Below are 15,637 nucleotides of genomic sequence, written 5' to 3'. Positions count from 1 at the left end.
CGACAAGGGAACGACATGTTCGCGCACAGCACCGCCGACGCGCCCCTCACCACGGTGATGCCGCCGGAGTGGGCACCGCACGACCGCACCTGGATGGCCTTCCCTCCGGCCAACGACACCTTCGGCCCTCCCGGGAGCGCCACCCTGCACCGGGCCCGTGCCGCCTGGACCACCGTCGCCCGCACGGTCGCCGCCCACGAGCCCGTCACCGTCGCCGTCGCACCCGAGGACGCCACGACCGCCGCGGCGCTGCTGGGCCCGGGCATCGACACCGTCGAGGTCCCCCTGGACGACGCGTGGATGCGCGACTCCGGCCCGACCTTCGTGCACGGGCCCGACGGGCGCGTGGCCGCCGTCGACTGGATCTTCAACGGGTGGGGCGCCCAGGACTGGGCCGCCTGGGACTCCGACCGGCGCGTGGGCACCGCCGTGGCCGAACGGTCCGGGGTGCCCCGCATCGCGAGCCCCCTGGTCAACGAGGGAGGCGGCATCCACGTCGACGGCGCGGGCACGGTCCTGCTCACCGAGACCGTGCAGCTCGACCCGGGCCGCAACCCCGGGCTCACCAAGGCCGACGTGGAGGCCGAGGTCCACGCCCGCCTGGGCACCAGCCACGCCGTGTGGCTGCCGCGCGGGCTCTGGCGCGACTACGACGATTTCGGCACCCGCGGCCACGTCGACATCGTCGCGGCCTTCACCGCGTCCGGCACCCTCCTGCTCCACCGCCAGGACGACCCGCGCCACCCCGACCACGAGATCACCCGCGACCTGCGCCGTGTCCTGGAGCAGGCCGTCGACGCCCGCGGCGAGAAGTTGCGCATCGTCGACGTGCCCGCGCCCAGGACCCTCACCGACGAGGACGGCAGCTTCGTCGACTGGTCCTACATCAACCACTACGTCACCGACGGCGCCGTGGTGCTGTGCTCCTTCGACGACCCCAACGACCTGGCCGCAGCGCAGATCCTCGCCGAGGCCTACCCCGGCCGCACCGTCGAGCAGGTCGACGCCCGCGACATCTTCCGCTTCGGCGGCGGAATCCACTGCATCACCCAGCAGCAGCCCGCACCGCGCACCGAACAGGGGAGCGTGCGCTGATGGCACCCTTCGACGTCGTCGAGGCCACGATCCCGCAGCTGCGCGAGGCCCTGCAGCGGGGGCGCGTCACCAGCGAGGAACTGGTCCACCGCTACCTCGAACGCATCGCCGCCCACGACCGTGCCGGGGCCGCCCTCAACGCCGTGGTCGTGACGAACCCCCGAGCCGTGGAGGAGGCCCGCGCCTCCGACGACCGCCGAGCGAACGGGCAGACCCTGGGACCGCTCGACGGCATCCCCTACACCGCCAAGGACAGCTACCAGGCCCGCGGCCTCAGCGTCGCCGCGGGTTCGCCGGCCTTCGAGCACCTCGTCGCCCAGCGCGACTCCTACACGGTCGAACGGCTGCGGGAGAACGGCGCCGTGCTCATCGGGCTCACCAACATGCCGCCCATGGCCAACGGAGGGATGCAGCGCGGCGTGTACGGACGGGCGGAGAGCCCCTACAACGGCGCCTACCTGACCTCCGCCTTCGCCTCGGGCTCCTCCAACGGATCGGGCACGGCCACCGCGGCGAGCTTCGCCGCCTTCGGCCTGGCCGAGGAGACCTGGTCGTCGGGGCGCGCGCCCGCCTCCAACAACGCCCTGTGCGCCTACACCCCCTCCTGGGGCGTGATCTCCATCCGTGGCAACTGGCCCCTGGTGCCCACCATGGACGTCGTGGTGCCCCACACCCGCACCATGACCGACATGCTCGAGCTGCTGGACGTGATCGTCGCCGACGATCGCGAACAGCGCGGCGACTTCTGGCGGGTCCAACCCTGGATCGAGGTCCCGCCCGCCTCACGCGTGCGCCCGCCCGCCTACACCGACCTGGGCGCGGACAGCGCCGACGCCGGCCGCCGCGCCCTGCACGGGCTCAGGATCGGCGCCCCGCGCCTGTACACCGGAACCGACCCCGAGGCCGGGACCGCGCCCGAACCCGGTATCGGCGGCCCCACCGGGCAGCAGGTGCACACCCGCGACAGTGTGCTGCGGCTGTGGGAGGAGGCCCGGGCCGACCTGGAGGCCGCGGGCACACGGGTGCTCGACACCGACCTGCCCGTGGTGACCAACTACGAGGGTGACCGCCCCGGCGCGCCCACGATCAGGACCCGCGGGCTGGTGAGCCCGGAGTACCTGGACCGCGAACTCCTCGACCTGTCGGCCTGGGCCTGGCAGGACTTCCTGCAGGCCAACGGCGACCCGCACCTGGACGACCTCGCCCGGGTCGACGGCTCCCGCATCTTCCCGCACGACCCGGGCACCCTCCCGGACCGCTACGACGGCTTCGACGACGACATCGCCGCCTACCCGGACTTCGTACGCGACCACCCCGGCCTGGAGCTCACGGAGATCCCGCACCTGAAGGAGGGCCTCGAGGGGCTGGTGGCCACCCGCCGGGCCGACTTCGAGGACTGGCTGGACCGCCTGGGCCTGGACGCGATCGCCTTCCCCGCCGTCGCCGACGTCGGGCCCGCCGATGCCGACACCGACCCCGACTCGGCCGACCTGGCCTGGCGCAACGGGGTGTGGGTGGCCAACGGCAACCTGGTCTGGCGGCACCTGGGCATCCCCACGGTCACCGTTCCGATGGGCACGATGGCCGACACCGGGATGCCGGTCGGGCTGACCTTCGCCGGCCGTGCCTACGACGACGCACGTCTGCTGGGGATCGCGGCCGCCTTCGAGGCGACCGGCGACCGGCGCACGGAACCGCCCCGCACCCCGCGCCCGTCCTGATCGCCCCGGGACAGTACGCGTGGACGGGCCGCGCTGGGGGAGCAGGGTTCCTCGGCGCGGCCCGAGCATGTCTGCGGCCGGGCCGAGTTCGCGTTCGGCGGTCGTGGTGAGCAGCCCGTCGACGAGGTGCACCCCGCCCACGCCGGCCGCATCACCAGGACCGACGGCAGCGACGACTGCCCACGCGGGCCCGGCCCCGGTCGAGAGCCTCCGGCGGGAGTACACGTTCCACAGGCTGCACCCCTGAACCCTCGCCTTCCTGAGAAAGTCCACGCTCGCACAGTCGCCGGGTCGGCGGCGCTTCCGCGCGCTACCTGCGGCCGCCGCCCCCGCCACGGCCTCCGCCCCCGCCTCCGAACCCGGGCGAGGCCCCGCCGGACCCGGGGGAGGAGTGCACGGTCGCGAAGAACTCCTGGCCCCACGCGGCGTGGGAGACCCGGCCCTCGAAACCCGGGCGCAGTTCGCCGAGGCTCTCGGAGCGTTCCGCGTCCGAGGCCAGAGCCAGGGACGTCGCGGGCGGAAGGTCCCCCTCGCTCTGTGCACGCCTCAGGTCGGCGTGCACGTTCTGGCCCGCCGGCGTGAGCCCGGACGGCAGCAGGGACCAGGACAGGCACAACCCGAACACCACGGCGCCGATCACGGTGAGCTGGCCCAGCCCGGCGTAGGCGACGTCGTTGAGGACCGGCGGGACCAGGAACGCGAGCACGGGCAGCGGGGCCACGAGCAGCGCCCGCCACCGGAACCGGGCCTTCGGTACGTAGAGCCCCTGCTCGTCGCCTTCCCGGCGCAGCGCCTCCTGCATGCGCCGGCCGAAGTCCGCGTCCAACCTCGGGCCGAGGTCCTTGACGTCCACCCGGGTCTCCTGCCCGGAGAACAGCGCCGCCAGCAGCACCCCGTGGGCCGGCGGGCCGCCCTTGACCCCGGCGTCGCCGCGCTCGAAGACGTGGCCTCCCGGGCGCTCGGGGTGGGGGCGCGCGACCACCAGGCCCCGCTCCTCCATCTCCGTGAGCGCCGCGACGATGTGCTGCGGCTTCAGCACCCGCGACGTGCACAGGTATCCGGCCGCGGCGGCCGACAACCCCGACGGATCCACGGGGCTGTGCACGCGCGCCCGCCCCCGGGCCCGCTGTTTCTGCTTGTGCCGCAGCACCACCAGGGCGGTGCCGGCCGCGCAGAGCCCGACCATCCAGGCCAGCCCCGACCACGTGAGCCAGTGCGGCAACGGCCTGAAGGCCGTGTCGTCGGAGACCTCGACCGTGCCTTCGGGCATCTGCACGGTCACGTCCATGGCCCGTCCGGGTGAGGACCAGCCGTCGGAGAACTCGGCCCGGGCCCCACCGGTCCCGTCGCCGTCGCCGGCGCGGCCCGCTTCCACGGTCCCGCCCTCCGCGCAGGCGCTCTCGTGGCCCTCGTCCTCGTTTCGGACCGCGCACTCGGCCGCGTCTATACCGGGGGCGCGCACGCTCACCTGGGCGGTACGGATCGGGACCGACCACCCTTCGCCGATGAACGGCCAGTGCAGCTCGGGTGTGCCGTCCGGCCCCTCGGTGACCGCTCCGGTGAGTGTGTAGGAGAGCTCGTAGGTCTGCTCCCCGGTCACCGGGTCGCCGGTGTCGCCGATGAGGAACATGCGCCAACCGCGCCCGGTCTCCTCTTCCTGCACGTCGGCGGGCGCCCCCGAAGGGCTGGAGGCCTCGACGTCGTGCACCTGCACGGGGCGGTGTTGACCGTCGCGGTCCTCGACGATCACCGGCAGGTTCCGGAACGGCCCGGGGCTCGGGTCGCTCTTGAAGTCGTAGGTGAAGGTCTCGGTCACCGCGACACTGCCGTCCGGGGCGATGTCGGCATCGACGCGGTACTCCGGGACGCTGTCCAACTGGCCGGCGAGCCCGAGCGAGGTGCACCCCGTCAGCGCCAATGCAGCGGCAGCGAGCGCGGCGGTGGACAGGGGGCGGATGCGGCGGCTGCGCGCGCGGGGCCGTGGGTGCGCGTCAGCCGGGTGATGGGAGGCCATGGCGGTCCAGGGGACGGGGGATGGGACAGGGATATGGACGGCGGCGGGCCGCCTGCGGTTCCGAACGGGGAGCGGCTGGACACGGGCTCAGGCCGGCCGCGACGGGGGAGGACCACCGTATCCGGCGGGAGGGCCGAGACCGCGACGAGCCCCAGGTGGGACGGTCGGTGCCGTCGCGCGCGAGGCTGCGCCGAGCCCTGTTCCGGTGAGCGGGACACCGCCGGACCCGCCGGGGCCGTCACCTCTAACGTCCCGGGCATGGGAATTCTCGACGGGAGAGTCGTCCTCGTCACCGGCGGGGCGCGGGGCATAGGCGAATCGCACGTACGGCATTGTGTCGACGAGGGCGCCGAAGTGGTCTTCGGCGATGTCCTCGACACCGAGGGCCGGGCCCTGGCGAGGGAATTGGGCGCGGCCTGCCATTACGTACACCACGACGTCACCAACCACGATCACTGGACGGCCGCTGTCGAAGAGGCCGTCTCGCGTTACGGCGCGCTGCACGGCTTGGTCAACAACGCCGGGGTCCTGCGCTTTCGAACGATCGAAGACATGACGCTCGATGAGTTCAACCACGTGTGGCAGGTGAACGTGGCCGGTTCGTGGTTGGGTGTCAAAACCGCGGCGGGCGCCATCGAGGGTTCCGGCGGCGGCTCCATCGTCAACACCTCCTCCATCGAAGGGTTCGTCGGTGCCGCCGGGCTGTCCGCCTACAGCGCCGCCAAATTCGCGATACGGGGATTGACCAAGGTGGCGGCGCGCGAACTCGGCAGCAGAGGGATCCGGGTGAACTCACTCCACCCCGGGGCCATCGCCACCCCCATGACCACCGGCGTCGACACCGTGGACGGCGTGGACTCGGGCGGGCTCTTCGCTTCCATGCCGATCTCACGCTGGGGACAGCCGATCGAGGTGTCGCGCCTGGCGAGTTTCCTGCTGTCCGACAAGTCCGCCTACTGCACGGGGAGCGAGTTCGTCGCCGACGGCGGAATGACCACGGGCCCCGGTTACTGACGCATACCGGCCCGGGGCCGCCACCCGCCCGAGGCGCCCGTGTGGGCCGGCTGACCATTCCTTCACGGGACCGAATAGAGGTCCCGACGTCTGTGAGGAGCAGACCGATGGTCGATGTTCGCATGGAAAAGAACCTGCTCCGCCCGGTCGGATACGTCGTCTGCGGTCTCACCGTGGCGTTGGTGGCGGCCGGTTGCGCACGTGGCGAAGGTGAGGCCGACGCGGACCGCTCCGACCCCGAGAACGGCCCACTGACGGTCACTCTCGTGCGGCACGGGGAGTCCTTCGGGAACGCGTCCGGGGTCGTCACCACGTCGGTACCGGGAACGCTGCTGACCGAGGACGGCCATGAAGAGGCCCGCGCGGTGGCGGACGAGCTGAGACCGGAGGGCCACGACGCGGTCTATTCCTCGGTCATGACACGTACCGAGCAGACCGCCGGGTATCTGGCGGATTCCCTGGATCTCACCGTCGATGTCATCGAGGGGATCCATGAGGTCGACCTACCGCTCGTCGAAGGACGGAGCGAGGAGAGCGCCGGCGAGCACATTCTCGAAATGGCAACCCGCTGGGCCGAGGGCGACCTCGAGGCACACCTCGCAGATTCCCTGGACGTGGAGGCCGACGGCCTCGCCACCCTGGAAGGCAATACCGGGGAGAACGGCGAAGAGTTCCTCGAGCGGTTCGAGGGGGCGCTCGAACATGTATATGAGGACGGCGGCGAACGCCCTGTGGTCTTCTCCCACGGGTTCACCATCATGATGGGCGCCCTGCTCGTGGACGGGTCGGTCGATACCGACGAGGTGTCGATGGCCGAATTGGTGCCCCACACGACCGGGACCGTCACGTTGGAAGGAAGCCCGGACGAGGGCTGGACCATCGTCGACTGGATGGGTTCGGGGCGCCCCGAGTAGGCAATCCCGAAAAACACCACCGCGGGAAAGCGCCGTTATGTCGAACGTCTCTCCGAACACGTCGTGGTGTCGGAACCGAAGGAAGAGAGGGCACACATGGGGCAGTCCCGGAAAAAAGTTGCCGTCATCACCGGCGGGGCGAGCGGAATAGGTGCTGCCTGCGCGCGTCGCCTCGTCGCGGAAGGCGCGCACGTCGTGCTCGCCGACATCACGCCCCGGGCGGAGGAGCTCTCCGAGGAGCTGGGCGAGCGCGCGCGTTCCGTCGAGCTCGACGTGGCTGACGAGGACGGCTGGCAGCGGGTCGTCTCGGAGACCGAGGAGGCGTTCGGGCCGATCACCACGCTCGTCAACGGCGCCGGGGTCGTGCACCGCTGCCGGTTCGAGGAGCTGAGCCTGGACGATTACACCCGGGTGATCAACGTCAACCAGGTGGGGGTGTTCCTCGGTATGCGCGCGGTGCTGCCCTCGATGCGCCGGGGCGGTGGCGGTTCCATCGTCAACATCTCCTCGGTGGACGGCATGATCGCCCACCCCGAGATCCTCGGTTACGTGGCCTCGAAGTGGGCCGTGCGCGGCATGACCAAGTCGGTGGCCCAGGAACTGGGGCCGGAGGGCATCCGGGTCAACTCCGTCCACCCGGGACCGATCGACACCCCCATGATCGCTGGCAAGGAAGGCCCGGCCCAGATGGCGCAGGGTACGCCGCTGCGGCGGATGGGCGACCCGGAGGAGGTCGCCGCCGTGGTGTCCTTCCTGGCCGACGACGCGTCGAGCTACTGCACCGCCTCGGAGTTCGTGGTCGACGGCGGTTACACCTCGTTGTGAGCGCGGTCGTGAGCGCGTGTATCTCGCCGGCTCTGGCCTGTACGCGTGCCAGCGCGGCGGACCCGGAAACTGTTGCATGTGGCCACATTTGGTCAGCGACAACTGAATGCGCGGTGGGGAACCCGGGTTCCGGCGGGGGATGTGCGGCATGTGGGACGCCGTTCCCCGGCCAGCTCCGGCCAACAGAACGCTTGGCTCCCCGTGTACTCACCGGTGCAAACCTGGCGCCGACGAACATTACCCAGGGGAGTCTCTGTTGCTCAGGGTGATCAACTGCGAGCTGTGAACGCACGTAACGTCAGCACGGCGTTCGCGAACGGCCACAGCCGCCTGCTCCCGGCCCAGGGGCCCTGACGCGCGCGCCCGTCACGACATCCCCACTTCTGGAGCGTTCCCCCTTGAGACGCCGATCCCCCCGCGTCGCTGTGGCCTCGGTCGCCGCGGCCACACTCGTCACCGGTCTGCTGCACGCGCCGCCCGCCTGGGCCGACGACGACCCCCACTCACCGGCCGACCGCACCGTTCCGGTCCCCGAGACCTGGGAACCGGGCGAGGCCAACACCGAACCCGCCGGCGGTGACCCGCCCGAGGAGGCCTGGACCCCGCCCGGCATCGAACCCGGTTCCGAGGAGGCCCAGGACGACGACGCCTTGGCCGACCACTGCGGCAACCACGGCAACGGCGGGATCCAGGAGTGGTACCCGCTCGAACGCCACCAGGTCAGCGACCGCCTCGAGCTCGCGGTCAACACCGCCACCGGCAACCTCGTCGTCCAGCACCGCGACCTGACCATGGTCGGCACCGGGATGGACCTGTCGGTCTCCAGCTTCTACAACTCCACCGACGGCCAGGACGGCTGGACCCTGTCCCACGGCCAGGAGGTCGGGCTCCAGATCTTCGACGGAACCGTCGTGCTGCAGGGGCCCTCCGGGTTCTGCGAGAGCTTCACCGAGAACGACGACGGCGGTTACGACACCCCGTCCGGCATCAACGGCGACCTGGCAGAGCTCGACAACGGCCACTACGCGCTCACCTTCCACCGGGGTGAGTACGAGGACCAGGTCTGGACCTTCGACGCCCAGGGGTGGCTGTACTCCCAGGCCGACCGCAACGGCAACACCCACCGGATGCGCTACGACCCCGACGGGCACCTCGCCTCGGTCGTGGACACCCAGGACCGCGTCACCACCTTCGACTGGGACGAGGACGCCACCGACCAGGTCACCGAGATCACCGACCCCGTCGACGAGACCGCCTCGGCCTTCTCCTACGACGGTGACGGCAACCTGACCGAGCTCACCGACCGCGCCGGGCAGGACATCGAGTTCTCCTACACCGACGGCGGGCTCCTGTCCTCGGTCACCGACCCCACCGGTGCCACCTGGAGCGTGAGCTACAACGACGACGACCAGGTCGCGTCCCTGAGCGTGCCGAACGGTTCGGACGACGGGGCGACCACGTCCTACTCCTACGACGACAGCCCCGAAGAGGGCAGCGAGACCACCGTCGAGGACCCGAACGGCGGTGAGTCCGGCTTCGTCTTCGACGACCAGGGCCGCCAGACCGAGGCCACCGACCAGGTCGACAACACCCGTTCGCAGACCTGGACCGCCAACTCCGACATCGCCACCACCACCGACGCGCTCGAGGCCTCGGTGACCTACGAGCACGACGAGTTCAACAACCTCATCGGCACGGAGCTGCCGACCGGGGCGGAGACCGCGGTCGGGTTCACCGACGGTGCGAACCCTGCCAAGCCGACCAGCGTGACCACGCCCGACGGTGACGAGCTGTCGATGTCCTACGACGACTCGGGGAACATGGTCTCCGCGAGCCAGGACGACATGGACATCACCGTGGCCGACATGGACTACACCGGTCAGGGGTTGGTGTCCTCCTCCACCGACGCCAACGGCAACGAGACCACGTTCTCCTACGACGATGTCGGCAACCTGGTCTCGATGACCGAGCCCGGGCCCGCCGGTGACATGGAGTTCGGCTACGACTCGCTCTCGCGGGTCACCGAGGTGACCGACGGCAACGGCACCACGATCGAGTACGGCTACGACCGGCTCGACCGCATCGTCTCGGTCTCCCACGACGGCGACGTCGTGGAGTCCATCACCTATGACGGCAACGGCCGCCAGGTGGAGACCCACACCGACCAGGCCACGACGGAGTTCGACTACAACGGGCGCGGTGACCTGCTCGAGTCCGAGCGTTCGGACTCGGGCGGCACCGAGACCACCGAGTACTCCTACGACGCGGCCGGCAACCTGACCGAGCTGACCGAGCACGGCCAGACCACCGAGTACGCCTATGACGCGGCGTTCCGTCTCACCTCGCTGACCGACCACACCGGGGCGGAGACCACGTTCGAGTCGGACGCCAACAACCAGCGCACGCTGATCACCCACCCGGATGGGGCCGAGGAGTCCCGGACCTACGACGACTCCGCGCGGCTGACCGGCATCACCACGACCGGGGCCGAGGACCAGGAGTTGCTGTCCGCGTCGTACTCCTACGACAACGACGGCGCCGACAGCGACCAGATGCAGGCCCGGACCGTGGACGGGGACACCGAGTCCTTCACCTACGACGGGTTGCAGCGTCTGACCAGCAACGGCGAGACCGACTACGTCTACGACGACGCCGGCAACATGGTCGAGGCCGGCGACGACAGCTTCAGCTATGACGACTCCGACCAGGTCACCTCGGCCCGTGGTGAGGATGTCGCCCACGACGAGGCCGGGAACATGGTCGAGCGCGGCTCGGACTCCTATGAGTACAGCCCGACCAACCAGATGCTGCGCTCCGACGATGGTGACGGCGATCTGTCGACGAGCCTGAGCTATGACACCTCGGACCAGACGCAGATGCGCGGGATCACTGACGTGGACGGCGACGAGCGTGTGGACCGGCAGTTGTCCAACACGGCGCTGGGCGTGACGAACATCGCTGCTGAGGGCGACCGGACGAGTTTCGTGCGCGACCCCGAGGGTGAGTTGATCTCGATGGTCGACTGGGCCGAGGACGAGCGGTTCCACTACACGATCGACGGTCAGAACACCGTGCTCGCGCTGACGGCCGAGGGGTCGGAGGCCGATTCCCCGGACGCGGTCTATGACTACAGCCCCTACGGCGAGCAGACCAGTGAGACCATCGAAGACAGCCAGGCCGGGGAGCTGAACGCGTTCGGATACACGGGCGCCTACCAGTTCCTGGACGGGACGGTGCACCTGTCCCACCGGTTCCTGGACACACTCACGATGAACTTCACCCAGCCGGACCCGTCCCGGCAGGAGATGAACAACTCCACCTACGCCGAATGCGACCCCATCAACAAGATGGACCCCACAGGCCTTGTCTCGGTCAAGGAGATCGGAGCATATGGCGGAGGTGGCGCAATCATTGGAGCTGCGGCCGGATGTGTGCTCGTGGGAGGTTTCGGTGCACTCGCGGGAGGCCTGATGACCGGTGGTATCGGCGCCCTTCCAGGTGCGTGGGTCGGTTGCAAGGCTGGCTATGCCGCCGGTGGTGTGATCGGAACGATGGCCGGGGGAGCCTATGGGGCGACCCAATAGGCTCGATCCCCTGAGGTTCGTGTAGTACGAGCAGAGAAAGAAGACCCAGATTTGGTTCTGATGGTTGCAGCAGTCGCAGTGATCATCTGCCTTGGGGCCATGGCTTCTCTTGGATATAAGAGTGGAACTGGCCGTCGCGGTGGAGGGATCGAAAATGCCGTCATGATTATCTCGGGGGTGGCGATCGCCGTTTGCGTCTTTCTCTATTTCTCGTGATTGTACTCCCGGCCCTCGGAGAGTTGAAGAAGTACACCCGGTGGGGCAGCCATTGCCCCGCCGGGCAAGTTCCTGGACGGGAGGGTGCACCTGTCCCACCGGTTCCTGGACACGTTCACCCTCAACTTCACCCAGGCGGACCCGTCCCGGCAGGAGATGAACAACTCCACCTACGCCGAATGCGACCCCATCAACAAGATGGACCCCTCAGGTCTGCAGAGCTATGGACTTTGCTCGGCCTGTCCTGCGTTTCGACCGGCTGTCGCGCAACGCTGCGCTGTGCCTCACGAACGTTTGCTTTGAGGTGGTCACTATGTTCTTCCTGGTCATGTGCGTGAGCTTGTTTTCTGCGTCAGTTCTTGCGCTGGCGCGGATGCTGATAAAGGGCTACAGTGCAGGCCTGATTCACAGGGTCGCAGAACCTTTTCTGTACGCCGTGACCGTGGTCTCTGCGCTTCTCGCGCTGGTGTTCGAGGTCTAGGTGTTGCCCGTGCGCCGAGGGTTATGCGCTGAGTGTGCCAACGACGCAAGAGGATGGAGGGCTCGTGCCCGCGCTTCTGGGCTCTTTGATTCTCTCTGCCGCACTGGTGTACATCGTGGTCAGGGTGAAAAAATGCGGTCCCTTGAAGAACGTTGAGTCCCTCGTTGCGCTGGTCGTCGTTGCGCTGGCTGCTGCTCTGATCTTCGCCGTTGAATGAGGGACGCTGGGGGTGCGTTGCAGGTGCACATGCGAGGACGCGGGGGCGGTGCCACTCAGACGAGAGCGTGGAGGCTGTACTCCGCTGGTCTCATAGCGGTGCTCCTGATCTCTTCCCTGGTCTCCCTTTCATCCGGACTGTGGTGGGCTGCCGCGGTCGCTGCTGTGGGGGTGCTGTCCCTGCTGGCCGTGGAAGTGCACTTGCTGCGTCGGCGCAGAAGGCAAGGATGGAAGCTGCGGCCGATGAACAGGGATGAGGTTCGCCGGGCGAAAGCCCTTCTTGTCTTGGCGTCGGTACTGTGCGTTGTGGCAAGCGGGGTCGGGTTTGTGTTCGGTTACCTGTTGTCATGATGCCGACCGTGAAGTTCATACAGGTCGGCCTGTGTGGGCAATACAGGGCCGAGCCGTCCAGGTCCGGAATGAAGCGGAACTACTTGAGCTATCTGATTGCGGCCGGATGGGTACCTGGGATCGACGTGTCTTCTGGCGGTCACGGCTTCCAGATCGGATCGGCTGACCACCAAAAAATCACGACTCGCGGTCTCCCCAAGGACCGAGTCGTTCTTGGCGGCCCTGGGGATCGTCTCCTTCGTGTTCGCCGTTACGGCCCTGCTGCTCTGAGTAAGGCACAAAAAACGGTGGGGGTGTCCGGCCGTCCACGCCGGACACCCCCACCGCGCCGGTGGCCCGTTGGCCTCTCATCCGGTCATCCGCGCGAACCCGAACGCGCCCCCGTGGTGCGTGCGCTCGAGCTCGGCGGCCGGCCGTCCCCGGGCCGTCAGGCCTTCAGGCCGTGGGGCTCGGGCCACCGTGTGGACCCGGCGGGGCGGGGGCACGCCCTCCCCTTCGGGCCCGGAGGGGTCTTGGGGTCGTTGTCCTGGAGCCGAGGTCCTGCAACGTTCCTTCAGTTCAGGTCCAGAAATCGAGGTTCTGATCTCACGCCGTCATGCGCTCATCCGTTCATGACGCCGTGAGGTCCGTGAGGGCCGTAGGTCAGGACGTCCAGAGCTCGCCCCGCACCTCGTCGGCGTGCTCGGTGAACGAGATGTCCGTCGTCTCACCCGGACCGCAGACCGTGAAGGTCTCGTCCGGCGCGTTCGGGCCCTCGAACCGGACGTGCGCGCACCCGTGGTCGTGGGCGGTGTCCTCCAACGTCGCCTCGACCTGCGTTCCCAGGTCGGTGCAGGTCAGGTCCAGCGACAGTTCCGCCCCCTCGATGGGGAACGTCGTCGTGGGGCCGCAGACGGATTGGAACGGCGTCCGGTCGGCCTCGGCTGCCCCCTCCGCCGGAGCCGAGACCGACGCGGATGCGGGCCCCAACCCCGCACCCAGGCCCAACAGCCCGGTCGCCGCGATCACCAGCACACGCGTGTACATAGGTCCCCCGTGTTCAGCGTTCTGCGTTCGATGTTCCGTGTTCGGTGTTCCGTCAGCTGGTCGGTCCCGCGCCGACCAGACATGCCAACCATGCTCACTGCGGGGCTTTCACCGCCCTTTCATGGCTCGGGGACAGGCCGCCGCCCCCGTACAGCCGACGCGTCCGGAACACCGAGCGCACCCGGCGCGCACGGCACACCCAGCTCACCCAGCCCCAACCGGGAATCGGGTATTCGACCACAGAACGCCCACCCCAGACCGAGCCGCGACCGCTCCGACCCGTAACGTTCCGTGGACCGGCCGTCCTTTCACCCGGCCACAGGGCACCCGGCCAACGGGGGGCCGGGGGACAGGCCGGAACGGCAGGCAGTGCGGACAGACGGCATGCAGACCGGACGGGCGCGGGCCCGACGAACGAGGAGGTAGGCGCGCATGGAGCACGAGGGTCACATGGGCCACGAGGAGCGTCAGGAGCGCGAGGACCGCGACGGTCACGAAGGCCCCTCGGCTTCCGAAAGCCCCACGCCCCCCATGGACTTCGCCGAACGCCGGGCACACGCCGTCGAGGCCCTCGCCGCAGAAGGCGTGTTCGACGACGATGACCACCCGCTGATCGGCGTGCTCGACCGCGACGAGGTCGGCGCCCGCATCCGTGAACTCCACGACGCCTTCGACGGCCCCGGCGAGCGCCTGCACACCGTGGCGGCCAAGGCCGCGACCCTGGTCCCGGTGCTCAGGTGGTTCGCCGAGGCCGGCATGGGCTGCGAGGTCGCCAGCCCGGGCGAGCTCGCCATGGCACTCGAGGCCGGCTTCGACCCCTCCCGCATCGTGTTCGACTCCCCGGCCAAGACCCCCACCGAGCTGCGCCACGCCCTCGAACTCGGCGCGAACCTCAACATCGACAACGTGCAGGAACTCGACCGCATCGACCGGTTGCGCACCACCGTGCACGGCCCCGGCTCGACCGCAGAGCCCGGCCCCGGCCCCGCCTCCACCCCCTCGACCCGCGCCCCGAGCATCGGTTTCCGCATCAACCCCCAGACCGGCTCCGGCGGCATCGAGGCGATGAGTACCGCCTCGCACACCTCCAAGTTCGGGGTGGGCCTGGCCGACCCCGGAGCCCGGGAGATGCTCGTCCAGGCCTACGCCGAACGCCCCTGGCTCAACCAGGTCCACGTGCACTCCGGATCCCAGGGCATGGCCTTGGACCAGATCGCCTCCGGTGTCGCGGCCGTGCACGACTTGGCCGAGGAGATCAACGCCCGCGTCGGACACCGGCAGGTGGACCGTATCGACATCGGCGGCGGCCTCCCGGTCAACTTCACCTCCGAGGAGACCGACCCGACCTTCCACCGGTACCGCGAGGCGATCGAGGATGCGGTCCCGGGGCTCTTCGACGGCCGCTACACCGTCACCACCGAGTTCGGGCGTTCCCTGCTCGCCAAGGCCGGGACGATCGTGGCGCGGGTGGAGTACGTCAAGCACATCGGCGGGCGCCAGGTCGTCATCACCCACGCCGGAGCCCAGGTGGCGACCCGCACCGCGTTCGCCCCCGAGTCGTGGCCGCTGCGGGTCAGCCTGCACGCGCCCGACGGACGGTTCCGCGGCACGACGTCCGCGCACGACACCCGCGCCGACGGGGAACCCGGGTCCACCCCCGCGCCCAGCCTCGCGACCGACTCGGCTACCGGCCCCGCCCTGCGCTCGGACGTGGCCGGACCCTGCTGCTTCTCCGGCGACCTGCTCGCCCAGGACGTGGACCTGCCCGCAGCCGAACCCGGGGACCTCGTCGCCGTGCACGACACCGGGGCCTACTACTTCTCGACCCCGTTCTCCTACAACGCCCTCCCTCGCCCGGAGGTGCGCGGCTACGAGGTCGGCGCCGACGGACGCGTGCAGTGGGAGCCGGTCAGGGCCGCCCAGTCGGTCGGGGAGATCCTCGCCGAGTCCGGGGGCAAGTGACCGGCCCGGTCGTCTGAGACCGCCGGGCCCGCAGAACGTGCCGTTCCCAGGGCCCCTCCCGAACCGATGCCGGAGTGGTAGCTGCCAAGCCGGAACCTGTCTTGCGCACGCCTCCCGTCGCTTCGGCCGGCCACCGTGTCGCCCAGCGTCCGTTCAGGTTGGTGGCGGGTGACGGGAAGGGTGCTGCGCCGGAGGCGTCCGTTGAGGGTTGGTGGCGG

The 15,637-nt window shown here is 69.6% G+C and carries 11 protein-coding genes; 9 read left to right on the top strand and 2 right to left on the bottom strand.

The window, feature by feature from the left end:
• The first annotated feature begins 15 nt into the window (after nt 1-15).
• Both IDM40_RS18875 and IDM40_RS18870 read left to right on the top strand, forming a co-directional pair.
• On the top strand, nt 16-1,095 hold the full coding sequence (locus IDM40_RS18875; RefSeq protein WP_193123349.1) for an agmatine deiminase family protein: 1,080 nt from the start codon (nt 16-18) through the stop codon (nt 1,093-1,095).
• The gene (locus tag IDM40_RS18870) at nt 1,095-2,816 is read left to right on the top strand and encodes an amidase (RefSeq protein ID WP_193123348.1); all 1,722 of its coding nucleotides are present in this window, start codon (nt 1,095-1,097) and stop codon (nt 2,814-2,816) included. Before IDM40_RS18875 ends, IDM40_RS18870 begins: the two co-directional genes overlap by 1 nt.
• 310 nt (nt 2,817-3,126) lie before the next feature.
• On the opposite strand, the gene IDM40_RS18865 is transcribed toward IDM40_RS18870, so the two are convergent.
• Complete coding sequence (locus tag IDM40_RS18865) at nt 3,127-4,830, bottom strand: DUF2207 domain-containing protein (protein WP_193123347.1); 1,704 nt, start codon at nt 4,828-4,830, stop codon at nt 3,127-3,129.
• Nucleotides 4,831-5,088: 258 nt separating this feature from the next.
• Here IDM40_RS18865 and IDM40_RS18860 point away from each other — a divergent pair, with 258 nt between their 5' ends.
• The 6 genes from IDM40_RS18860 to IDM40_RS18835 all read left to right on the top strand — a co-directional run bounded on the left by IDM40_RS18860 (nt 5,089) and on the right by IDM40_RS18835 (nt 12,081).
• Entirely contained in the window at nt 5,089-5,844 is a 756-nt protein-coding gene (locus IDM40_RS18860; protein WP_193123346.1) for an SDR family oxidoreductase, read from the top strand.
• 107 nt (nt 5,845-5,951) lie between these two features.
• Nucleotides 5,952-6,758, top strand: coding sequence for a histidine phosphatase family protein (locus IDM40_RS18855; RefSeq protein ID WP_193123345.1), 807 nt, complete (start codon nt 5,952-5,954; stop codon nt 6,756-6,758).
• 96 nt (nt 6,759-6,854) lie between these two features.
• Complete coding sequence (locus IDM40_RS18850; RefSeq protein WP_193123344.1) at nt 6,855-7,583, top strand: SDR family NAD(P)-dependent oxidoreductase; 729 nt, start codon at nt 6,855-6,857, stop codon at nt 7,581-7,583.
• A 398-nt stretch (nt 7,584-7,981) separates the two neighbouring features.
• Nucleotides 7,982-11,167 (top strand): RHS repeat-associated core domain-containing protein, encoded by a 3,186-nt coding sequence (locus IDM40_RS18845; protein WP_235997745.1) that lies wholly within the window; start codon nt 7,982-7,984, stop codon nt 11,165-11,167.
• A gap of 439 nt (nt 11,168-11,606) precedes the next feature.
• Nucleotides 11,607-11,864, top strand: a complete 258-nt coding sequence (locus tag IDM40_RS18840) for a hypothetical protein (protein WP_193123343.1) — start codon at nt 11,607-11,609, stop codon at nt 11,862-11,864.
• A gap of 64 nt (nt 11,865-11,928) precedes the next feature.
• Nucleotides 11,929-12,081, top strand: coding sequence for a hypothetical protein (locus tag IDM40_RS18835; protein WP_193123342.1), 153 nt, complete (start codon nt 11,929-11,931; stop codon nt 12,079-12,081).
• A gap of 992 nt (nt 12,082-13,073) precedes the next feature.
• Here the strand turns inward: IDM40_RS18835 and IDM40_RS18830 are convergent.
• Nucleotides 13,074-13,457, bottom strand: a complete 384-nt coding sequence (locus tag IDM40_RS18830; RefSeq protein WP_193123341.1) for a hypothetical protein — start codon at nt 13,455-13,457, stop codon at nt 13,074-13,076.
• Between the two features lie 531 nt (nt 13,458-13,988).
• Between IDM40_RS18830 and IDM40_RS18825 the strand changes: the two genes are divergently transcribed.
• Nucleotides 13,989-15,419 carry a type III PLP-dependent enzyme domain-containing protein gene (locus tag IDM40_RS18825; RefSeq protein WP_193123400.1) on the top strand — a complete coding sequence of 477 codons (1,431 nt, stop codon included), beginning with the start codon at nt 13,989-13,991 and terminating at the stop codon, nt 15,417-15,419.
• Nucleotides 15,420-15,637 lie beyond the last annotated feature (218 nt).

Origin of the sequence: Nocardiopsis coralli, assembly GCF_014892575.1 — a bacterium.
In the GTDB taxonomy this organism is placed as follows: domain Bacteria; phylum Actinomycetota; class Actinomycetes; order Streptosporangiales; family Streptosporangiaceae; genus Nocardiopsis; species Nocardiopsis coralli.
The sequence above is the reverse complement of the archived record's forward strand: the minus strand, read 5'-3'. Positions and strand labels throughout refer to the sequence as shown.